We start from the raw sequence: 20,259 nt of genomic DNA, 5'->3' as shown, positions 1-20,259 counted from the left end.
ACCTCAGAGCTCGCCGGGCTTCATCGCCTCGGCGTCGATCGCCCGGATGATGCGCACGGTCGCGGTGTCCGGCTTCGGCTCGCCCGTCGTCGCGTCCGCCTTCACACGCCGTTTCGGCGCATATACGACCAGGGAGTGGAAGAGGAAGCGCGCGAAGAACGCGACGATGAGCGACAGTCCCGTCGCGAGGACGCTCGAGATATGCCAGGTCTCGACCATCAATGCCATCACAGGGATGCGCAGCGCTGCCTCGACGTTGTTGAACGTGAACGACGCGGCGAAGCGGCCGCCCAGCCCTCGCGCATCCGTGCGCATATCCGCGAAGACGAATCGCTCCTGCAGGATGAAATTGCCGATGATGGTGACCTCGGCGCCGATGATCGCCGCCCAGATGTAGGGCACACCGGCCAGCGTCAGCAGCCACATGATGCCGAGGTTGGCGACCGCCCCGATCACACCGATCATCGCGAAGAGCGACATCTTGCCGAATCGCAGTCTGGCCAGGTGCGCGACGAAGGTCGCCCCCTGACGCAGGCTCGCCTTGGAGGTTCCGTGGCGGCGCTCGCCGAACTCCATCGGCACCTCGGCGATGCGCAGATCGGTGCGGGCGAGGATCTCGAGAAGGATCTTGAAGCCCTGCGGCCTGAGGGCGGAGAGGTCGAGGCGCGAGCGGTCGACCAGGAAGAAGCCGGTCATCGGATCGGTGCTGCGCGCGAGACGGATCGGGAACATCGCTCGCGTCAGCCACGTGGCCGACCGAGAGACTCCGAACCGCACGGCAGTGCCCAGACCGCTCATGTCGCCCCCGCCGATGTAGCGCGAGGCTGCCACGACATCGGCATCGCCTTCGTCGTGCCGGCGCACCAGTGCAGGAAGCAGTTCGGGCGGATGCTGCAGGTCGCCGTCCATGACGATGCAGAGATCGGATGCCGCGGCCTCGAGGCCCACGGCGACCGCTCCCCCGAGTCCGCCGGTGTTGTCCGTGCGGTGGATGACCCTGACCGGCAGCGGGGCGTCGGCGGCCACCCGCTCGACCTCGGCGGCGGTGCTGTCGGTGCTGTCGTCGACGAAGAGGATCTCCGCGTCGTATCCGGCGAGCGCGACGGCGGTGCGTGCGACGAGCTCGGCGACGTTCTCACGCTCGTTGAAGGTCGGCACGATGACGGTGACCGATGTCCCCACTGTGCGCCCCTCCCCTGTGCCGACAGCACTGCGGACTCCATAGTTCCATGTGTTCCTATGCATGAGGAAACGACGACCTGCTAGAGTGACGGGATGCGGCTGTGGGAGTCGCTGGGCGGATGGGGATCCGCCTCTGGGGAAATACTGATCTGGGGAGATCATGGGGACGCGCATCGGCTATGCCGTGGGTGCTTTCGACCTGTTTCACGTCGGGCATCTCAACCTTCTTCGTCACGCCAAGCAGCACTGCGACATCCTCGTCGCCGGTGTCGTCAGCGATGAGATGCTGCGGCAGGTGAAGGGCATCGAGCCCGTCATCCCGACCGCTGAGCGGGCCGAGATCGTCCGTCACATCTCGTTCGTCGACGACGTCTACGTCGAGACCACTCCGTCGAAGATGGATTCGTGGCGAGACGTGCAGTTCACGCACTTCTTCAAGGGCGACGACTGGCGCGGCACCGACAAGGGCCTGCGGCTCGAGCGGGAGTTCGCGGAGGTGGGCGTCGAGGTCGTGTACTTCCCGTACACGGCGCACACGTCGAGCTCGTCGCTCCGCCGCGCGCTCGATGCGATCAGCGCCGGCGCGACCGTCGGCGCTCCGGCGCTCGCGACCCGCTGAATCGGGTCCGCGGACCCCGCGCCCGCGTCCCTGCCCGCTGACCGCTGACCGCTGACCGCTGACCGCTGACGCTGCGCCCGCGGCGTCAGTTCGCGACGCCGAGCAGACTGCGTGCCATCCGCGCCACGTGCGGCGGCGTATGCGCGCCGAGCCAGACCGTCCATTGCAGCGCGGGCTCCGCGCACGTCCACTCGATGCACCACGAGTGCACGGCATTCGCGAGGCGTTCGCCTTTCGCATGCTGACGGATGCCGTCGCCGCGCAGCAGCCAGCGCACCGACACCCCCTCGGGCACGTCGATGTGGCGGAACTGGATGCGTGCGGCCGCCTCGAGGAGGATGACCCCCTCGGCATCCCAGGGCAGCCGTGCGGCGATGGCGGCGATGGCTCCGGCGTCGGTCGAGTCGCCGGCGATGAGCACGACCCCCTCGATGTTCTCCCAGTCGGGGTCTTCGAGATGCTCGCACGCGCTGTTCATGCCCTCAGTATAGGTAAGGCTACCCTTAGTGAGCAATGATCGATCGATGGCGTCCCTCCGCTCGGCGCCCGCCCAGCCAGGGCGCTCTACGCTGGAAGCATGACTTCTCCCGCAGACTCCGCGATCACCGTGTTCGGCGCCGACTGGTGCCGCGACTGCATCCGCACCAAGAAGCAACTCGACTCCCTCGGCGTGGAGTACACCTACGTCGACCTCGTCGCCGACCCCTCGGCGGCCGACATCGCGAAGGAGATCTCGGGCCGCATGAACATCCCCGTGGTGCTCTACCCCGACTCCTCGCACCACGTCGAGCCGTCGAACGCGGACGTCGAGTCGAAGCTCCGGGAGCTCTCGCTCATCTGACCTGAAGCAGGCTCTTCGCGCACCGATACACTGGCGCGATGAGCACCGCGGCTCGGCCCGAAGCAGCCTCCGTCCGCCTGTCCGCCCGCACGGTCGCCCTCTACGCGATCGGCTCGCTCGGCACAGGCGGGTATGCGACCCTTCCCGGGCTGGTTCTGACGTACTTCCTCACCGACAATCTGGGTGTCGCCGCCCTCACCGCCGGCCTCATCGTCACCGGGGCGAAGATCTGGGACGTCATCATCGACCCGGTGATCGGCGGCGCGTCGGACCGTCAGTACGCGAGGACCGGCTCGCGTCGAGGATTCATGGTCGCAGGCGGCCTCACTCTTCCGGTGTTCTTCGCGCTCACCTTCGCGGTGCCCCCGTCCTGGGGCCCGACCGCCGGCGCCGTCTGCGTGCTCCTCGCGTTCCTCGCCACAGCGACATCCTTCAGCCTGTTCCAGGTGCCCTACGTCGCACTGCCCGCCGAACTGACCTCGGGCTACGACGAGCGCACCCGGCTGCTCGGGTGGCGCGTCGTCGTGCTCACCGCAGCCATCCTGCTCTTCGGCGCCGGCGGCCCCGAGCTGAGGGGCGCCACCGCCGACCCCGTCGCGGGATACCTGCTGATGGGCGTGGTGGCGGGCGTGGTCATCGGCGTCGGCATGCTCATCGCGTCGCGGACAGCGGATGCCGCCGCCCATCACATGGCCGCGGACGAACGTCCCACGGCGGTCGCTCCGGCAGGACTCCGGGAGCAGTATGCCGCCGGCGTGCGCACTCTACGGCGCAGTCAGCCGTTCCGCGCCCTCCTCGGCACGTTCGTGCTGCAGGCGCTCGCGACCGGGACCATGCTCGCCGGCGCGCAGTACGTCGCCACGTGGGTGCTGCGCTCGGAAGACGCCGTGACACTCGTGTTCCTGGCGCTCGTCGGGCCCGCCCTGCTCGCGACGCCGGGCTGGACGGTCGTCGCCCGGCGCCTGGGCAAGGAGCGGGCGTTCGCTCTCGCGAGCATCCTCTTCCTGATCGCCGCCGCATCACTCGTCCTCGCCGTCTGGACGCCGGGCCCCTGGATGTACGGCTCGATCGCGGTGGCCGGCATCGCCTATGCCGGGCTGCAGTCGCTGCCGATGGCGATGCTGCCCGATGTGATCTCACACGACGAACGCCGCACCGGAAGAGGCCGGGCCGGCACCTTCACGGGCGTCTGGACGGCAGGAGAGACCGTCGGGTTCGCGCTCGGAGCGAGCGCGGTCTCCCTCACGCTGGCCGCGACGGGATACGTCTCGAGCGTGGCGGGCACGACCACGCAGCAGCCGGACGCCGCGATCACCGGCATCGTGCTCGCATTCAGCATCCTGCCCGCCCTGCTGATGGCGGCGAGCCTGCTCACGCTTCGCCGCTACCGCCTGCGCCGCGCCGACATCGACGCCTGACCGGAATGCGCGACATAAGCTGGGATCCCGCCCGAAGGAGACGCCGATGACTTCTGCGACAACGCCCGCCGCTTCGACGAAGACCCCGGAGCTCGGAGAGGCCGAACGCGATCGCCTCGACGCCGCGATCGACGACCTTCAGGGCGGCAGCCGCACGTGGTCGGCCCTGACACTCGCCCAGCGGGTAACCCTGCTGCGCGCCGTGCGCTCGAGTGTCGCCGCCGCTGCGGAGGACTGGGCCGACACCGCAGCCGCGTCGAAGGGCCTCGACGGCCGGCATCCGCTGCGCGGGGAGGAATGGCTCAGCGGACCCTACAGCGTGCTCGGCGCCCTCGATGCCTACATCGAGACGCTCACGCGTCTCGCGAACGGCACCAACCCGCTGGACGGGATCACGATCGATCGGGCTCCCGGCGGACGCACCCGCGTGCGTGCCTTTCCCCTCACCGGCATCGACCGGTTCCTGCTCTCCGGCTACACGGGAGAGGTCTGGCTCGAACCCGGCGTCACCCCCAACGGCGCGCGCGCCGCGGCAGGGCTCGCGCAGCGCACCCCGTCGGACTCGGGGGGCGTGGGACTCGTGCTCGGCGCCGGCAACATCACCTCGATCCCCGTGCTCGATGTGCTCTACGAACTGCTCGCTCACAATCGCACGGCGCTGCTCAAGGTCAATCCGACGCAGGACGCGCTCGTGCCCGTCTACAAGCGAGCGCTCGCGCCGCTCATCGGTCCTGGGCTGCTGCGCATCACGCGCGGCGGGCCCGACGTCGGCGCCTACCTGACCGGCCACCCCGACCTCGTGCACGTGCACATCACGGGGTCGGCCGCGACCTTCGACGCCATCGTGTGGGGCACGGGGGCTGCGGCCACGCGGCGGCGCCGTGAGAACCGTCCGCTGCTGAAGAAGCCCATCACGGCCGAGCTCGGCGGGGTCTCGCCCATCATCATCGTCCCGGGCGAGTGGACGGACGCCGATCTCACGTATCAGGCGGAGCACGTCGCGACGATGCGTCTGCAGAACAGCGGACACAACTGCATCGCCGGCCAGGTGGTGATCATGTCGTCGGATTGGGCGCAGGCCGACGACTTCCGAGCCGCTCTGCGCCGCGCCTACGCGAACGCTCCGGACCGGCCGATCTGGTACCCCGGTTCGCCCTCGAGGATGCACCTCGCGACCGATGCGTACCCCGACGCCCTCGTGCTCGGCGATCGTGTGCTGGTCGAGGTCTCCGACGGCGACGACGCGACGGCGCTGCAGAGCACCGAGTACTTCGCTCCGGTGCTGGGCGTCGTCTCGGTGGCGGGCGCCGGCCAGGAGTTCCTCGACGCGGCCGTGGCCTACGCGAACGACCGGCTGCAGGGCACGCTCGGCGCGAACCTGCTGATCGACCCGTCGACCGAGAAGGCACTGGGCGCGGGATTCGACCGGGCGATCGCGGCCCTTCGCTATGGCTCGATCGCGATCAACGGCTGGACGGCCTTCGGCTTCATCACCCCGACCATGACCTGGGGAGCGTTCCCCGGCAGCACGATCGCCGACGTCGGCAGCGGCATCGGCGTCGTCCACAACGCACTCCTGCTCGATCGCGTCGAGCGCTCGGTGATCCGCGGACCCTTCCGGCCGTTCCCGCGTTCTCTTCCGGTCGTCAACGGCGGCGGGCGCCTCACCATCCTGCCCAAGCCGCCGTGGTTCGTCTCCTCCCGGACGGGCGCAGCGGTGAGCGAGGGCCTCACGCGGTTCCGTGCGCACGGCGGCACCATCGGGCTGCTGAAGACCCTGACCGCGGCGCTGCGCGCCTGACGCGCGACCGGCCGCCGCGGGCTCAGCCGGCGAAGCGGTCGGTCGCGGCGCGCAGCGCGCGCTGGATGCCGGGCTCCGTCGCCGAGTGTCCGGCATCGTCGACGACGACGAACTCGGCCTCCGGCCAGGCTGTATGCAGGTCCCAGGCGGTCATCATCGGAGTGCACACGTCGTGACGCCCCTGCACGATGACGGTCGGGATGTGACGGATGCCGTCGACACCGGCGATGAGCTGCCCCTCGGTCCACCATCCGCGGTTCACGAAGAAGTGGTTCTCGATGCGGGCGAAGGCGGTCGCCGTGTGCGGGTCGGACATCGCCTCGATCTGCGCGGCATCCGGGCGCAACGTGACCGTCGAGGCTTCCCACCGCGACCAGGCGACAGCTGCCGGTTCGTGCACGGCCGGATCGGGGTCGAACAGACGCCGGTGATAGGCCTCGATCATGTGCGAGCGCTCGAGCACCGGGATGGGCGCGATGTACTCCTCCCAGAGGTCGGGGAACAGAGCGGCGGCGCCGCCCTCGTAGAACCACTCCAGCTCTGCCCGACGGAGTGTGAAGATGCCCCGCAGGATCAGCTCGCTGACGGCATCCGGATGAGCCTGCGCGTAGGCGAGCGCGAGTGCACTCCCCCACGACCCGCCGAACACCTGCCACCGCTCGATGCCGAGGTTGCGGCGAAGCAGCTCGATGTCGGCGATCAGGTGCGCGGTGGTGACGAAGCGGAGGTCGGCATCGGGGGCGCTCGCGTGCGGAGTGCTGCGCCCGCACCCGCGCTGGTCGAGGAGCACGATCCGATACACCTCAGGGTCGAAGAACCGACGCTGCCACGGCGACGTGCCGCTGCCGGGGCCGCCGTGCAGGAACACCACGGGTTTGCCCTCGGGGTTGCCGCTGGTCTCCCAGTACATGCGGTGCCCGTCGCCGACGAGCAGTTCACCGGACTCGTACGGTTCGATGGGCGGATACAGCGCGTCGAGTTCCATGGTCAGAGTTCTCCGGGCGCCGCCGTGAGCGGGTCGGCGCACACATCGAGTCCGTACTTGTAGCCGCTCGCGAACCACCCCTGCCGCTGCTCGCTGGTGCCATGCGTGAAGCTCTCGGGATTGACCGAACCGGACGACTGCTCCTGGATGTTGTCGTCGCCGACCGTGTTCGCGGCGTTCAGCGCGTCGGTGATCTCCGCCTCGGTCGGCTCCAACAGGTAGGGGACACCGTCCGGGTCCTTCTCCTGGGTCATCTGCCCGATCCAGGCGCCCGCATAGCAGTCGGCCTGCAGCTCGATGCGCACCCCGTTGCTGTCCGGGCCGGTGCCGTTGTTCGGATACTGATTCATCACGTCGGTGATGTACTGGATGTGGTGGCCCCACTCGTGACCCACGATGTAGAGCTGAGCGAGATCGCCGGCGGATGCCCCGAACTGCTGCTGCATGAGGTCGAAGAACGTGGGATCGATGAAGACCGTCTCATCGGGCGGGCAGTAGAACGGGCCGACCGCGTTCGACGCGGTGCCGCACGAGGTCGAGGTGGCTCCGTCGACGATGATGAGCTGCGGCGGGCGGTACCCCTCGACGTGGTCCTCCCAGTAGCCGTCGAGCGCCAGCTGCGAGGCCGCCACTCGGCAGTCGACGTTCTCGTTGGCGTCCTCGCCGGTGAGGCAGTTCTCGATCACGCTGCCGCCCGCAGGCTCGGTGCCCCCGCCGGTGCCGCCACCGCCGCCCAGCAGGCCGGTCAGGTCGATGCCCAGCAGTGGTCCGGCGATCAGGGCGATGATGCCGAGCAGGCCGACACCGCCCGCTCCGGCGACGACGGCGCCGCGGCCGCGTCGGCGGGCGGTGTTGCCGGAGACATCAGCGTCAGGGTTGAAGGTCATGCCACGAGGGTACTCTGCACGGCGGCCTCTTCACGGTCGTAGGCTCGAGTCATGACGACCACCATCACGCTCACGGGTGCGGGCGGACAGATCGGCTACGCACTGCTGTTCAGAATCGCCGCCGGAGACATGCTCGGCCCCGACGAGAAGGTGCGACTGCGGCTGCTGGAGATCCCCCAGGGGCTCGGCGCCGCCGAGGGAGCGGCCCTCGAGCTGCAGGACGGCGCCTTCGGCCTGCTCGAGCACGTCGAGGTCACGGACGACCCCGCCGTCGGCTTCGACGGGTGCGACCTCGCTCTGCTGGTCGGCGCTCGTCCACGAGGACCCGGGATGGAACGCGGAGACCTGCTCGCGGCCAACGCCGGCATCTTCGGCCCGCAGGGCGCCGCGATCGCGGCCCACGCGTCGTCCGACGTGCGCGTCACCGTGGTGGGCAACCCGGCGAACACGAACGCGCTGATCGCCGCGGCCGCGGCAGACGGCATCCCTGCAGAGCGATTCACCGCTCTCACCCGACTCGACGAGAACCGCGCCAGGGCACAGCTGGCGCAGACGCTCGCAGTGCCGGTCGACACGATTCGTCGTGTGCCCATCTGGGGCAACCACTCGGCGACGCAGTTCCCCGACGTCTCGCACGCGACAGTGGCCGGAGAACCGGTCGCGAAGGCTCTCGAGGCCATCGTCGGCGATGTGCCCACGTGGCTCGATGAGACCTTCATCCCTCGTGTCGCGAAGCGAGGGGCCGAGATCATCCAGGTGCGCGGCTCGTCTTCCGTGGCGTCTGCCGCGAACGCCACGATCGAGCACGTGCGCGACTGGGTGCACGGCACCGACGACTGGACCTCTGCCGGGGTCGTCTCGCACGGCGAGTACGGCGTTCCTGCTGGTCTGATCTCGTCGTTCCCGGTGCGGTCGATCGACGGAGAGTGGCAGATCGTCGAAGGGCTCGAGATCAGTGAATGGGCCCAGGCTCGCATCGACGCCTCCGTGGCCGAGCTCGTAGAGGAACGAGAAGCGGTACGCGCGCTCGGGATGCTCTGAAAGGTCACCGCGCCGGCTCCGATCAGGGCAGAATGGATGCCGGAGGTGCGCGATGAGCGAGACGATCGATCCCATGAAGGCGACGGCATCCGTCGACGAGGCCCTGACGAGTCCGCTGCATCTGCCGCACGCGGCCGCGGAGTGCCCCAAGTGCTTCACCGAACTGCAGCAGAACCGCGACTTCTGGCTCGCGCGCCCCGACGGGTCACGCCTGGTCGGACTCGTCGTCTCCCGCGAGGGCATGCCGTCGGTGGTCGAGCAGCGCGACGACCTCACCCGGTTCGGAGTGCCGATCGAGGGGTTCCGTCACCCCGCTCCCGACATCCTCGAGAGCTGGAGCGATCGACTGTCGCGCCTGATCGGCACGCTGAAGACCGGAGACGTTCTCGTCGTGGCGAACATCAACGCTCTGGGGCGCGACGCCGAGGAGGGTGCTCGCACCGCCAAGGAGCTGCGTCGCCACGGCATCATCGTCAAGGTGCTGAGCCACGACGCACGTCACCTCGCCGACGCGACCCGCTGAGCTCAGGCGGCCAGTCGGCGCACTCGCCCACTGACCGCCCCGCCAGATCACTGATAGCTCGGCGGCACCCACAGCAGCTGTGCGGCGACCAGCCCGCGGTCGCGGCTGACGATCTGGGCACGGCCGGGGATCGCCGGGATCGCCTTGACCTTGCCGATCAGCTGTCCCTCCTCGGGGTTTCCCGAGAGCAGGATGCCGGTGGCGCCCAGGTCGGTCATGCGCTGGATGATCGGATCGTAGGCGGCACGGCTCGCTCCACCGGTGCGACGCGTGAGGATCACGTGAAGACCGAGGTCTGCCGCCTGCGCGAGCAGCGGGGCGAGCACCGCGACGGGGTTGCCCTGCGACGTCGACACGAGGTCGTAGTCGTCGATCAGCACGAAGCCCTCTGCGCCCTTCCACCACGACCGTGAGCGCAGCTGGTCGGGCGTGACGTCGGAGCCGGGGATGCGGCTCTGGAAGAACTGGGCGAGCTCGCTCATCCCACCCTCGGTCATCTCGTGCGAGGTGAGGTAGGCGCCGAGGTAGTCCTGCGGGATCTCACCGAGCAGCGCGCGACGGTAGTCGACGACGAAGATCTTCGCCTCGGTCGGACCGTAGAGACGCGTGATCTCGTGCACGACACCGCGGAGCATCGACGACTTGCCCGAATCTGCGTCGCCGTAGAGATAGAGCAGCGGCTCTTCGAGCGGGTCGATCGAGAACGGCGCGAGGTTCGCCTCGTCGATGCCGAGCAGGATCTCACGCGGCTCCGTGCCGTCCGCCGACGCGGCGGCGGCCACTGCCCGGAGGTCGGCGTGGCTGATGCGCGAGGGCAGCAGTCGCAGCTTGGGCCCGGCGGGGCCATGCCACGCGGATGCGACGCGGGTGACGAGATCGTCGATGCCGCCGGCGAGCGAGGATGCGTCGTCGACGCCGTCGATGCGCGGCAGCGCCGTGAGCATCTGCAGGCCGTTCTCGTTGAGACCGCGACCAGGGATCGCCGTGACGTTCTCGGCGGCCTTGCGGTTGACCTCGGAGTCCGTCGGGTCGCCGAGCCGCAGCTCGATGCGGGTGCCGATGAGGTCCTTGATGTTGGCACGGACCTCCATCCAGCGCGACGCCGTGATGATGATGTGCACGCCGTACGTGAGTCCTCGCGCCGCGATGGCATGGATCTGCGGTTCGAGCATCTCGAACTCCGCACGCAGGGTTCCCCAGCCGTCGACCATGAGGAAGATGTCGCCGTATCCGTCATCGGCGAGTCCTTGGGCGCGGCGCTGTCGGTAGGTGTCGATCGAGTCGATGCCGTTCTGCCGGAAATACACCTCGCGCGCGTTGAGCAGGCTGGTGACCTCGGCGACCGTGCGGCGCACGATGTCGGGCTCGGAGCGCGTCGCCACGCCGCTGATGTGCGTGAAACGCTGCAGTCCCGTGAAGCTGCCACCGCCGAAGTCGATGACGAAGAACTGCACCTCCTGTGGTGTGTGCGTGAGGGCGAGGGCGACCAGCGCGGTGCGGGCGAGGGTGCTCTTGCCGCTGAGCGGCGCACCGACGATCGCCATGTGACCGGCCGCGCCCCCGAGCGAGATCGCGAGATTCTCACGCCGCTGCTCGAGCGGCACATCGACGATTCCGAGCGGCACGGTGAGCGCACCAGCACCTCTCCACCGCGGCGAGATGAGTCCGAGGGCGGGGTCTTCGACGAGATCGCCGAACAGCTGATCGAGGGTGGCAGGGGTCTCGAGCGGCGGCAGCCACACCTGGTGGGCCGCCGGCCCTCGTCCGCTCATCATCTCGACGGCGATCTCGAAGCTGTTGCGCTTCTCTTCGGGCTCGGCGTCGACGACGACCTCGGGCTCCTCGACCGTCGTCTCGGCTCGCCACACCGGCGCCGCGGTGAAGAGCTCGACCGCGGTCGAGCCCGTGCTCTGCGCAGAACCGGATGCCGCACGGCGCCGACGGCGGGGCGGGGGTCCTGACACGTAGGCGGCACGGAACTGCGTCATGGTCTCGGTGTCGGACTTCAGGATTCCGGCGCCGGGCTGCGTGGGCAGGTGATAGGCGTCGGGGACTCCGAGGACGGTGCGCGATTCGGCGGCGGAGAAGGTGCGCAGACCGATGCGGTACGACAGGTGGGTGTCGAGTCCGCGGAGCTTGCCCTCTTCCAGACGCTGCGACGAGAGCAGCAGGTGCACCTGCAGCGAACGGCCGAGTCGGCCGATGTTCACGAAGGTGTCGACGAACTCGGGCTTCGCCGACAGCAGCTCCGAGAACTCGTCGGCGACGATGAGCAGCGCAGGAAGCGGCGCGAGGTCGGTGCGGCCGCCACGACGGGCCTTCTCGTAGTCGGCGACGTTGGCGAAGGGTCCGGTCGCCCGGAGCAGTTCCTGACGCCGAACCATCTCACCCTGCAGCGCATCCTGCATGCGGTCGACCAGCGAGATCTCCTCGCCGAGGTTCGTGATGATCGCCGACACGTGCGGCATGTCGGCCATGCCTGCGAAGGTGGCTCCACCCTTGAAGTCGACGAGCACGAAGTTGAGCTGCTCGGGCGAGTGGGTCATCGCGAGCGCGAGCACGAGCGTGCGGAGGACCTCGGACTTTCCCGAACCGGTCGCACCGATGATGAGGCCGTGCGGGCCCATGCCCTGCTGAGCCGACTCTTTGATGTCGAGGATCAGCGGGCTGCCGTCTTCCGTCTGCCCGATGGGCACACGCAGCCGATCCCGCTCGAGACGCGGCGACCAGGCCGCATCGAGATCGAGATCACGGACGTCGGGGAGGCCGAGCAGCTCGACGAGCTCGGCCTGATCGGTCGCGCTCTTCTTCTTCGTGATCGTCGTGCCGCCCGAGTAGAGGGCGATGAGTCGCCGGGCGGTCGCCTCGGCTTCGACGATGCTGATCGCGTCGGCCTCGAAGGGGCGAGCAGGCACCTGCAGACTGACGAGCTCGGCTCGGCTGCCCTTGTCGCCCGGCGCGAACGCGATGCGCAGGGCGTTCGGGTCGTCGAGATCGCCCCACCGGGAGGGGAGGTCGATCACGGTCACCCCCTGCACGCCGTCGCCGCTCGCCAGCACGTCGTTGAACGAGGTGGTGATGCCATCCGTCAGGATCACGATGTGCGGCGCCTTGACGCCGGAGCCGTCGCGGGCGAAACGCGGCCGCTCGCGCACCTCGGCGGGGAGCATGTCCTCGAGCTCTGACAGCTGAGAGCCGATCATGCGTGCGGCGCCGAGACCGTCCCTGACCGTGCGCGAATGCGTGTGCGGCATCCACTTGGCCCATTCCCACTGGGGCAGCACGGCCGCGTCAGCGGCGATCACGATCTGCACCGTGTCTGGGTCGTGCATGGTCGCGAGGTGCAGCAGCATGGCGCGCGCGAGGCCGCGGGATTCGGTCTCGTCTCCCGTGATCTCGACACGGGCGTAGTCGCGCAGCGTGATGCCGAGCGAGAGGTTCTTCTGGATCTCGTGCGTCAGCATGAAGCGATGCGCGGCCGATGCGGCGACCGGGTCGAGCTGCGCGAGCGGGGGCAGCTCGGGCGCCTCGAGCGAGATGCACAGCGGCTGGTCGCTCGTGCCGACGCGCACGGAGAGGAAATCGGGGTCGTTCACGCCGCGCTCCCACACCCTCGTGCGCTCTTCGGCGATGTAGGGCAGGGCCGAAGGCGCAGGAAGGTGCCAGTTCGCCGCGCGGCGCTGCTGCCGCGCCGCGACCCGCACTGTCTGGCGCAGCTCGGTCAGGTACGCGAGGTACTCCCGACGCTCGCCGAGAGTCGCAGCCTGACGCTGCGATCGCTGACGCCAGCCGTTCACCGCGACGAACCCGAGCGACGACAGCAGGAACATGCCGCCGGTGAGCAGACCCGTCACCGACTGGTTCGACATCGTGACCATGACGATCGCACCCACACTGCCCAGCATCGGCAGCAGAGATCCGAGGATCCCCATGCCGCCGTCATTGGGCTGAAGCTCAGGGGGCGCCTGAACGGGGAGCTTTCCGGAGGGGACGCGGGGCGGCGCGAGACGGGGTCCTGTCATGCTCTCTCTCCGGCGCTGCTGTCCGTGGCCAGCAGGAGGCTGATGGTGAAGCTGCGGTTGCCGATCCTTACGCGATCCGCGTCGTCGAGCAGGACGCGCTCACCGGCGACGAGCTCGGTCGTCTGCCCGTCGTCGGATCGGATGTCGGAGCCGTTGGTGGATCCGAAATCGGTGACCCAGGTGCGGCCGCGCGAGTGCTCGAGGCGCAGGTGCGTCTTCGACACCGAAGAGTCGGGGTCGGTCACGATCACGAGTCGGTCGTCGTGCACACTCGCCGCAGGTGCGCGTCCGAGGTTCGCCGCGAGCGGCAGCCCGAGCTGCACGCGCTGCCCGGTGTCGAAGATCAGGAGCAGCGCTCCGGACTCGGATGCCTGGGCGGCGGGATCGGACTGCTGTGCTGCGGCCGGGGCGACGGTGAAGAGCGGCCTGTCGTCCCCCTGCGACACGGGTGCGGGCGTCTCGGTGCGGTGCGAGGCCGCGCGAGAGTCGGTCGGCTCGGAGTCCTCGTCGATGACGGACGGGTGTGCGCCCAGAGGCACGACCTGCGGAGGCGCCAGAGGGGCGGCGGCCTCGGCGACGGAGACCTTCTGCTGTGCGTCCGCGGCGGCACGAGGCGGGACCGAGACCACGACGGTGCCGGCGACGCGATCGGCCCAGGACTGACGGCGACCACCGCGATCCCACGCGCTCGACGCGACGACGACCCAGCTGCCGACCGCCACCAGGAAACCGGCGCCCGTGATGATCGCGCGCACGAACTGGCGCCCGACGCCCGGCGAGTAGGGCCGGTCGCCGCGGGCGGCGCGCAGACGAAGCACGGCGTTGCCGAGGGTGAGTCCGGTGCGCGCTTCGAGCACGCAGAGGAAGATCGCGAGCTCGGCGGCCGTGAGCCCTGCGAGCAGCATGCTGCGGGTGGTGATGAGCACGATCGCCGCGCTGAGGATCACTGCCGCGGCATCGAGTGTGAAGGCAGCGATCCGCGCTCCGGTCCCCGCCGGCGCGCCGACGAAAGCCGGGCCGAGCCCGTCAGAGGGGCGTCTCGTCCTGGCGCGTGTCGAGACGATCGGCGTCGGTGCGGGAGGCGTGGATCCCGACCGCAGCGGTGCGCCGTCGACTCCGGGCGGAGCCGCGATCAACGCCGGCGGCAGCGCGGGGATCTCACCAGGCTGGCCGGGTCCCGGATGCACGGGTGGGATGGTGCCACCGCCCGGCCAGGGCTGTGGTTCGCCGTTCCCGATCATCCCGCCATCATTCCACGAAGGAGGGACAGCGCATTCGCGTAGAGGAGCGCCGCGGGGAGGGCGAGCGCGACGGCGAGCCATTCGAAGGCGTCTCCGAAGCGCGACCAGACGAGCGAGCTCGCGCCGCGCGAGATGGGGATGATGACCGCGACCGCGGTGAGACCGACAGCGAACAGCACAAGGGCACCGAGCACCTGGAAGCCGTCGCCCATCGCGGCGGATGCCTGCAGACCGGCGACCAGGAACACGACGGCGGCGGCCGCACGGGGAAGCCAGCGGAGGATGCGCGAGGTCGTGTGCCGGGGTGTCAGCAGCAGCGCGAGGCCGACGCAGACGAGAAGTGCGATGCCTCCGGAGATCACGAAGGGGTCGTCCGGCCACGGGCGCAGGAACGCGAGGGGGGTCATCAGCGCGGCGACGATGCTGAGCACGGCGGTTCCGGCGATGAGTCGTGCCGAGGAATCGTCGACGACGGCGATGATGCGCTCGGGTCGCAGGAGACCGACGGACTCGGGGATGGCTCCGCGGACCGTCCAGCGACTGGTCATGAAGTGCTTGTAGTCGATGAAGTACCCCTCAGGGAGGTTCACCAGGCTGCTCGGCAGAGCGCGCAGTCCGAGCGGCACGAGTCCGAGCGAGATGGCGGCGGCCTCGGCCGGTCCCCAGCGCAGCAGCAACGCGAGCCCCCAGACCGCGGCGACGCCGACGAGGAGCACGGTCGCGGTTCCGGCGGCCGCCCGCATCGGACGCGCTCGGGCAGAGACGGCGATGACCGCCGTGGTGATTCCGGCGGCGAGAAGACCTGCGGCGGCGGAGAGGTGCGCGCTCGCGTCGAGTTCCGCCGGGATCAGGAGAGCGCCCGCGGCGAACGAGAGGAGGACCGGGGCGAGGACCCCGAGGATGCCGCGCACCCCTGCCGCCGAATCCCGGCGCGACCATGCGACCGCTCCGCTGACGGCACCGACCACGAGGAAGAGACCGATCAGGAGTCTGAGCAGCGGATCTCCGGCCCCCTGTGCGAAGACGGCGACGAGCAGCAGCCCGCTGACCGCGAGCATCCACCATCGAGCACCGTGGTCTGCGCGTGACGCCCGTTCGTTCGTCACCGCAGGTCGGGCCTGCGGCGCCAGCGCCGTGCGGTCGATGAGCGCATAGAGACCGCCATCGACGAGGTCTTCGCACTCGGTGTCCCCGGGGATCTCGAACCCGCCGGGACCGATCGTCACGAATCGATCCGCCGTGGACAGTCCGCTCAGGATGAGTGCGTCGTCGAGGGTCTCGTCGAACGGAAGCGAGAGATCGATTCGACGATCCTCGCTCTGAAGAACGATCCGACGCCGCTCTACCGTTTCGACTGACATACCTGAACCCTATCGACCGTGTGCGGCTCTCGCCGCGGCCCTTCCGACCACTGACCACCCAGATGCCGAGGGCGTGCACGGCATCCGCCGCCCACGCTCTCCGCCGCCCCGTGGATCAGTCTGTGTTCTCGTCACGGGAGCCGGCCTGCGCGCTCTTCGCACGCGGACCACGCTCCTCTTCATCTTCGAGCTTGGGGGCGATCGGGCCTCCGAGTCCGGAGCGCTTCGCCTTGTCCGCCTCATCGGCTCCGCCGGCGCCCATCATGCCCATGCCGGGGCGACCACCGGCCGCACCGGACGAACCGGCACCGGCGGAGCCCGACGCAGAACCGGGGCCGCCCGCGCCGCCCACGCCACCCACACCACCCACACCACCGACGCCACCGACGCCACCGACGCCACCGCGAGCAGTGCCGCCCGCGGCCGTTCCGCCGGCAGCGCCGGACGCGGAGTTGCCGAGGAGCCCGCCGCCCGACTTGAGCCCTGCGCCGGATGCCGAGCCGCCGATTCCTCCCATGCTGCCGACACTGGCGATCTTCGAGCTGGCGGCGATCGCCGCAGCTCCCGCACCCCCTCCGACGACGCCACCCAGGCCGCCACCGCCACCGGGCAGGAACGCCCCGGGAAGCGAACCGCTCGGAGACGCACCAGAACCAGGGCCGCCGGCCCCGCCGGGGTAACCGCCACCACCCGTGCCGATGGGCGCCCCGGGGAGCACCCCGCCGCCGGGGTGATCGACCGAAGGGTCGCCGTCTCCGCTGCCCGAGCCGTCGGGGTCGACGCCTTCCACCCCACCGGGATAGGTCGGCTCCCAGCCGCCGGGATACGTCGGCTCCCCACCGCCGGGGTACGTCGGCTCCCAGCCGCCGGGATACGTCGGCTCCCAGCCGCCGGGGTTGAGGCCGCCGCTTCCACCCCCGCCGCCGGGGTGCGTCGGGAACGTCGGCGTCGAGGGCTGCTGCCCGCCGCCGCCGGCCCCGGGACCCGAAGGCGACGACCCTCCTCCGGGATAGGTGATCTGCGGACCATCGATGCCCGTCCCTGGGTCGACCGGCTTCTCAGGCGGGGTGGGTACTGCGACGCGCGGATCGAAATCCGCCAACGTCGAGGATGCCTTTGTGAGCGACTTCGCCGACGGCGAGAGGTCCCTCTCGATCTGATCGACGATCTTCTTCGCTTCCTCCTCACGCTGGTTGCCGAGGAACCCGCCGATCACATCGAGGGCCTTGTCGGCGGCGAGCGGGCCGAGCACCGGGTGCACGACGACGGATCCCACCTTGGCCGCGTTCGCCCAGAACGGATCGACGGTGGCTGACGGGAGCTCCGCGGCCGCGGCGTTGCGGCGGTAGGTGTTGGCGTGTTCGATCGTCTCGGTGAGATGCCCCACGTACGTCTCGATCATCCGGAAGTTCTGCTGCAGCCGAGCCAGCGCGCTCCGCGCAGCCTCTGCAGAGCTTCCCTCCCACGCCGCCGACTCGAGCACAGTGCCCAATGCGCGGTCCAGCGTAGTGAGTGCCGTCCGCAACGACGCCGCCTTCGGAATCCGCCAGTCCTCGAGCCCCCGGATCCGTTCGAGCTCGGTCTCGTAGGGCCCTGCCCCTTGACTACTCACGATGGTCTCCCCCTTGTTGTGTCGTCTGTCGCCGAGACGATCTCGTCAGGACCACGGCGAGCACCACGCCGCCGATGACGAGAATCGCGATCACGACTCCCCCGCCGACCAGGAACGGCATCGCGTCGACGCCCTCCGACGACGCCCCGCCGGCCGGATCGCTCGTCGGCTGCGAGGTGGCTTCCGCCTCGAGCAACCGGGCTTCCTCGTCCACGGTGGCCTGATTGGGAAGAGCGTCCTCGTTCTCCGCGTCGAAGAGCGGATTCACATCCGGATACTTGGTCGGGTCGACCGCGAGCATCCCCGTGAGCGAGATCGCTCCGTACCCACCGCTGTTGTCCCACTTCGGCTCGTGTTCGCCCTTTGTGCCCGTGTTGTGGATCAGGCTCTGGATGAGCTGATTCGAGGTGGCATCCGGATATTTCTGCTTCACCACAGCCAGGAAGCCCGCGGCGATCGGGGCAGCGAACGACGTGCCTGACCGCAGCTGCTGTGCGTCCCAGGAATCAGCGGTCCCCTGCGCGATGACGTCGAGTCCGGGCGATGCGATGATCACGTCGTCGCTCAGATTGGGCGACGGCTCTGCGAGCGCCGGGTCGTACGTCGAGTACTGGATCTGCCCGTCAGGACCGAACGCCTGAACCGCGATCACCCCGTTGTAGCTCGACGGCCAGTCGCCCACTCCGCCGACGTTCGGGAGAGACCCGAGCACGACCACACCGGCCGCGTGCGCCTTGGCCACCGCATACGACGCGTCGACGAGACCGCCCAGCGAGACGGAGATGATGTCGGCGCCGTCGTCAACGGCGTCCGAGATCGCCTGGGCCAGGCCCGACGCGAGGTTCCTCTCTTCCCGGGTGTCGCCGTCGCCGATCAACTCGCCGTTCTCCTGAAGGCATGTCGAATCGACGTCGTTGCCCTGGGGCGCACTCGAGGTGACCATCGAGTTGTAGTAGAGCACCTTCGCGCCGGGCGCCACGCCCCTGATCGGCGTCCCGCCGACGGCTTCGCCGGTGCCCAGGATCATCGACGTCACATTCGTGCCATGGTTCGCAGCGATGTAATCGGACGACACCGCGTCGTACCTCTCACCGGAGGCATCGAAGCAATATGACTCCTCGCGCACCTCGAGGTCAGCCCCTCGGAGGCCCGGCGCGTCAGGATTCACCTGCGTGTCGACCACAGCGATCGTGACTCCGGCCCCGTCGAAACCCGCATCGATCGCCGCCTGCACCTTGCCTCGAGTGAAATACCAGAGCCCGCCTTCCGACGCGTCTGTGGCGGCGGCAGCCGGGACCGCGACCACGATGCTCAGCGCGACCACGCCGATCACTGCAGCGATCGACCGCCGCACTCGGGTCATCAGTAGTCCATCTCCTCAGGCTCCTCGGCGGCGGCATCCGTCTGGCCGCCGACCGGCTGCTGCCCGGCCGGCGTCTGCTGGCCGGCGGAGTCGAGCAGGGTCAGGATCAGTTTCGCCTCATCCGCGAGCGCGGCATCCTGCTCTGCGATCTCCGTGACCGCCTGTCGGATCGCCTGGTTGGCGTCGTTGAGGGCGGCGATCGAGTTCTCCGTGACGGCACCCATGCCCTGGGCGACCTGAGTGACGGCTATCCGGAACTCGGCGGTGGCCTTCGATGACCCGCCCTCGGACACGGCCACCTCGGAGGCGGCGGGGAACTGCTGCATGTCGCGCTCGATGCGCTTCAGCTCGGCGAAGATCTGCTCGAAGTCGAATGCGATGGCCATCGACAACCCCTCCCTGTTGACTACGGCGATTCCCGTGACATCTGCTGCGCCCTCCGACTCGATCGCCGAACAGCACAGCAGACGGCGCGGGCCCGGCGCATCTCTGCGTCGGGCCCGCGCCGGAGATCAGGCTCCGAAGCGCCCGGCGGCCGACTTGTCGGTCTGGACGTACTGGCCCGAGATCTCCTCGGTCTTGCCCGCGATCTGCGTGAGAAGCTGCTGCATCTCACTCAGCGAACGGTTCCACTTGGCCTGAGCCTGGTCGTAGGCCTGCTGCGCGGAACCATCCCACGCCGCACGCAGCTTGCCGACCTCGGACTCGAGACGGTCGAGCTCTGAACGGATACCCTGCGACCCGCTGCGGATCTGCGCTGCCAGAGCGTTGACCTGCTCCGGGCGAACTGACATCGACTGCATCATGTTCTCCTTGAAATCTCTGTGGTCGTCGCTCAGGAACCCATCATCGAGCCGAGGCCCGAGATGGTCTGCTGGTGAGCTTCTTCGGTTGCGGCCTGGTCGCGCTCGGTGCCTGCGAGGGCATCCTCGAGCGTCACGAGGACCTCGTTCAGCTGACGAGCCTGCTCGTCCCAGCGGGACATCAGCGTCGTGAACGATGCGGCAGCCGCACCCGTCCAGAAGCCGCGCAGCTGCTCGATCTCGCTGCGGACCTTCTTGGTCTGCTGGTCGATCCCGGACTTGGTCTCCCGCACCGCCTGGGCTCCGCGGCGCAGAGCCCCTTCTTCTGCGGAGATGACATCAGCCATAACTCACTCCCTCCGGTCCTCACGGACACACGTGCGGGGGAGCGCATCCCTGTGTTGGGACGACTTCGAAACAACCCCCCACGATTCGTTTCAGGAGCCAGGCTAGATCACATCGGCGGGATGCGCCATAACACCAGCTGTATCCGCACAGCATTCGTGCGTTCGATGGAGAAATCGTCCCGCCTCGCGACTACGCGTTGCCGCACGCCTCAA

18 protein-coding genes are annotated in these 20,259 nt (G+C 69.2%); 6 read left to right on the top strand and 12 right to left on the bottom strand.

From position 1 onward, the window contains the following. Nucleotides 1–3: 3 nt before the first annotated feature. Nucleotides 4–1,245: a glycosyltransferase gene (locus AC04ME_RS03995; protein ID WP_396654546.1), complete on the bottom strand. Its 1,242-nt coding sequence runs from the start codon at nt 1,243–1,245 to the stop codon at nt 4–6. Nucleotides 1,246–1,342: 97 nt separating this feature from the next. Between AC04ME_RS03995 and AC04ME_RS03990 the strand changes: the two genes are divergently transcribed. Continuing rightward, nucleotides 1,343–1,801: an FAD synthase family protein gene (locus AC04ME_RS03990; RefSeq protein ID WP_042542251.1), complete on the top strand. Its 459-nt coding sequence runs from the start codon at nt 1,343–1,345 to the stop codon at nt 1,799–1,801. Between the two features lie 85 nt (nt 1,802–1,886). Here AC04ME_RS03990 and AC04ME_RS03985 read toward each other — a convergent pair whose 3' ends face one another. Further along, on the bottom strand, nt 1,887–2,279 hold the full coding sequence (locus AC04ME_RS03985) for an SIP domain-containing protein (RefSeq protein WP_042542250.1): 393 nt from the start codon (nt 2,277–2,279) through the stop codon (nt 1,887–1,889). 99 nt (nt 2,280–2,378) lie between these two features. Here AC04ME_RS03985 and AC04ME_RS03980 point away from each other — a divergent pair, with 99 nt between their 5' ends. Genes AC04ME_RS03980 through AC04ME_RS03970 form a run of 3 tightly spaced genes read left to right on the top strand, consistent with a single transcriptional unit; the run spans nt 2,379 to nt 5,861 of the window. Beyond that, nucleotides 2,379–2,642 (top strand): glutaredoxin domain-containing protein, encoded by a 264-nt coding sequence (locus AC04ME_RS03980; RefSeq protein ID WP_042542249.1) that lies wholly within the window; start codon nt 2,379–2,381, stop codon nt 2,640–2,642. Between the two features lie 38 nt (nt 2,643–2,680). Beyond that, entirely contained in the window at nt 2,681–4,060 is a 1,380-nt protein-coding gene (locus AC04ME_RS03975; RefSeq protein ID WP_475433677.1) for an MFS transporter, read from the top strand. Nucleotides 4,061–4,106: 46 nt separating this feature from the next. Next, entirely contained in the window at nt 4,107–5,861 is a 1,755-nt protein-coding gene (locus AC04ME_RS03970) for an aldehyde dehydrogenase family protein (RefSeq protein ID WP_475433676.1), read from the top strand. Nucleotides 5,862–5,883: 22 nt separating this feature from the next. On the opposite strand, the gene pip is transcribed toward AC04ME_RS03970, so the two are convergent. Both pip and ypfJ read right to left on the bottom strand, forming a co-directional pair. Next, on the bottom strand, nt 5,884–6,846 hold the full coding sequence (gene pip, locus AC04ME_RS03965; protein WP_475433675.1) for a prolyl aminopeptidase: 963 nt from the start codon (nt 6,844–6,846) through the stop codon (nt 5,884–5,886). Between the two features lie 2 nt (nt 6,847–6,848). Continuing rightward, on the bottom strand, nt 6,849–7,733 hold the full coding sequence (gene ypfJ / locus AC04ME_RS03960) for a KPN_02809 family neutral zinc metallopeptidase (protein ID WP_042542245.1): 885 nt from the start codon (nt 7,731–7,733) through the stop codon (nt 6,849–6,851). Nucleotides 7,734–7,784: 51 nt separating this feature from the next. On the opposite strand from ypfJ, the gene AC04ME_RS03955 reads away from it, so the two are divergent. Continuing rightward, nucleotides 7,785–8,774 (top strand): malate dehydrogenase, encoded by a 990-nt coding sequence (locus AC04ME_RS03955; protein WP_455904193.1) that lies wholly within the window; start codon nt 7,785–7,787, stop codon nt 8,772–8,774. Nucleotides 8,775–8,826: 52 nt separating this feature from the next. After that, nucleotides 8,827–9,297 (top strand): recombinase family protein, encoded by a 471-nt coding sequence (locus tag AC04ME_RS03950; RefSeq protein ID WP_052493032.1) that lies wholly within the window; start codon nt 8,827–8,829, stop codon nt 9,295–9,297. A 47-nt stretch (nt 9,298–9,344) separates the two neighbouring features. Here the strand turns inward: AC04ME_RS03950 and eccCa are convergent, their stop codons facing one another. The 8 genes from eccCa to AC04ME_RS03910 all read right to left on the bottom strand — a co-directional run bounded on the left by eccCa (nt 9,345) and on the right by AC04ME_RS03910 (nt 20,046). Continuing rightward, entirely contained in the window at nt 9,345–13,319 is a 3,975-nt protein-coding gene (gene eccCa / locus AC04ME_RS03945) for a type VII secretion protein EccCa (protein WP_475433672.1), read from the bottom strand. After that, nucleotides 13,316–14,560, bottom strand: coding sequence for an FHA domain-containing protein (locus AC04ME_RS03940; RefSeq protein WP_475433670.1), 1,245 nt, complete (start codon nt 14,558–14,560; stop codon nt 13,316–13,318). Before AC04ME_RS03940 ends, eccCa begins: the two co-directional genes overlap by 4 nt. Further along, nucleotides 14,557–15,921 carry a hypothetical protein gene (locus AC04ME_RS03935; protein WP_475433668.1) on the bottom strand — a complete coding sequence of 455 codons (1,365 nt, stop codon included), beginning with the start codon at nt 15,919–15,921 and terminating at the stop codon, nt 14,557–14,559. The genes AC04ME_RS03940 and AC04ME_RS03935 overlap by 4 nt, the downstream gene beginning before the upstream one ends. 115 nt (nt 15,922–16,036) lie before the next feature. After that, nucleotides 16,037–17,533, bottom strand: coding sequence for a WXG100 family type VII secretion target (locus tag AC04ME_RS03930; RefSeq protein WP_475433666.1), 1,497 nt, complete (start codon nt 17,531–17,533; stop codon nt 16,037–16,039). Further along, on the bottom strand, nt 17,526–18,896 hold the full coding sequence (locus AC04ME_RS03925) for a S8 family peptidase (RefSeq protein ID WP_475433664.1): 1,371 nt from the start codon (nt 18,894–18,896) through the stop codon (nt 17,526–17,528). Before AC04ME_RS03925 ends, AC04ME_RS03930 begins: the two co-directional genes overlap by 8 nt. After that, on the bottom strand, nt 18,896–19,282 hold the full coding sequence (locus AC04ME_RS03920) for a hypothetical protein (protein ID WP_475433662.1): 387 nt from the start codon (nt 19,280–19,282) through the stop codon (nt 18,896–18,898). The genes AC04ME_RS03925 and AC04ME_RS03920 overlap by 1 nt, the downstream gene beginning before the upstream one ends. 126 nt (nt 19,283–19,408) lie before the next feature. Further along, nucleotides 19,409–19,690 (bottom strand): WXG100 family type VII secretion target, encoded by a 282-nt coding sequence (locus AC04ME_RS03915; protein ID WP_079113895.1) that lies wholly within the window; start codon nt 19,688–19,690, stop codon nt 19,409–19,411. Nucleotides 19,691–19,731: 41 nt separating this feature from the next. Continuing rightward, on the bottom strand, nt 19,732–20,046 hold the full coding sequence (locus AC04ME_RS03910; RefSeq protein ID WP_042542236.1) for a WXG100 family type VII secretion target: 315 nt from the start codon (nt 20,044–20,046) through the stop codon (nt 19,732–19,734). Nucleotides 20,047–20,259 lie beyond the last annotated feature (213 nt).

This window comes from Microbacterium sp. LjRoot205 (assembly GCF_056175745.1).
Note: the sequence above shows the minus strand (reverse complement) of the source record. Positions and strands in the feature narration are given on the sequence as shown.

Coding starts and splice junctions, on each gene's coding strand:
- AC04ME_RS03910 (WP_042542236.1), bottom strand. CDS start 20,046: ATGGCTGATGTCATCTCCGCAGAAGAAGGGGCTCTGCGCCGCGGAGCC.
- AC04ME_RS03990 (WP_042542251.1), top strand. CDS start 1,343: ATGGGGACGCGCATCGGCTATGCCGTGGGTGCTTTCGACCTGTTTCAC.
- ypfJ (WP_042542245.1), bottom strand. CDS start 7,733: ATGACCTTCAACCCTGACGCTGATGTCTCCGGCAACACCGCCCGCCGA.
- AC04ME_RS03975 (WP_475433677.1), top strand. CDS start 2,681: ATGAGCACCGCGGCTCGGCCCGAAGCAGCCTCCGTCCGCCTGTCCGCC.
- AC04ME_RS03980 (WP_042542249.1), top strand. CDS start 2,379: ATGACTTCTCCCGCAGACTCCGCGATCACCGTGTTCGGCGCCGACTGG.
- AC04ME_RS03935 (WP_475433668.1), bottom strand. CDS start 15,921: ATGTCAGTCGAAACGGTAGAGCGGCGTCGGATCGTTCTTCAGAGCGAG.
- AC04ME_RS03915 (WP_079113895.1), bottom strand. CDS start 19,690: ATGTCAGTTCGCCCGGAGCAGGTCAACGCTCTGGCAGCGCAGATCCGC.
- AC04ME_RS03925 (WP_475433664.1), bottom strand. CDS start 18,896: ATGACCCGAGTGCGGCGGTCGATCGCTGCAGTGATCGGCGTGGTCGCG.
- AC04ME_RS03940 (WP_475433670.1), bottom strand. CDS start 14,560: ATGATCGGGAACGGCGAACCACAGCCCTGGCCGGGCGGTGGCACCATC.
- eccCa (WP_475433672.1), bottom strand. CDS start 13,319: ATGACAGGACCCCGTCTCGCGCCGCCCCGCGTCCCCTCCGGAAAGCTC.
- AC04ME_RS03950 (WP_052493032.1), top strand. CDS start 8,827: ATGAGCGAGACGATCGATCCCATGAAGGCGACGGCATCCGTCGACGAG.
- AC04ME_RS03985 (WP_042542250.1), bottom strand. CDS start 2,279: ATGAACAGCGCGTGCGAGCATCTCGAAGACCCCGACTGGGAGAACATC.
- pip (WP_475433675.1), bottom strand. CDS start 6,846: ATGGAACTCGACGCGCTGTATCCGCCCATCGAACCGTACGAGTCCGGT.
- AC04ME_RS03920 (WP_475433662.1), bottom strand. CDS start 19,282: ATGGCCATCGCATTCGACTTCGAGCAGATCTTCGCCGAGCTGAAGCGC.
- AC04ME_RS03955 (WP_455904193.1), top strand. CDS start 7,785: ATGACGACCACCATCACGCTCACGGGTGCGGGCGGACAGATCGGCTAC.
- AC04ME_RS03970 (WP_475433676.1), top strand. CDS start 4,107: ATGACTTCTGCGACAACGCCCGCCGCTTCGACGAAGACCCCGGAGCTC.
- AC04ME_RS03995 (WP_396654546.1), bottom strand. CDS start 1,245: ATGCATAGGAACACATGGAACTATGGAGTCCGCAGTGCTGTCGGCACA.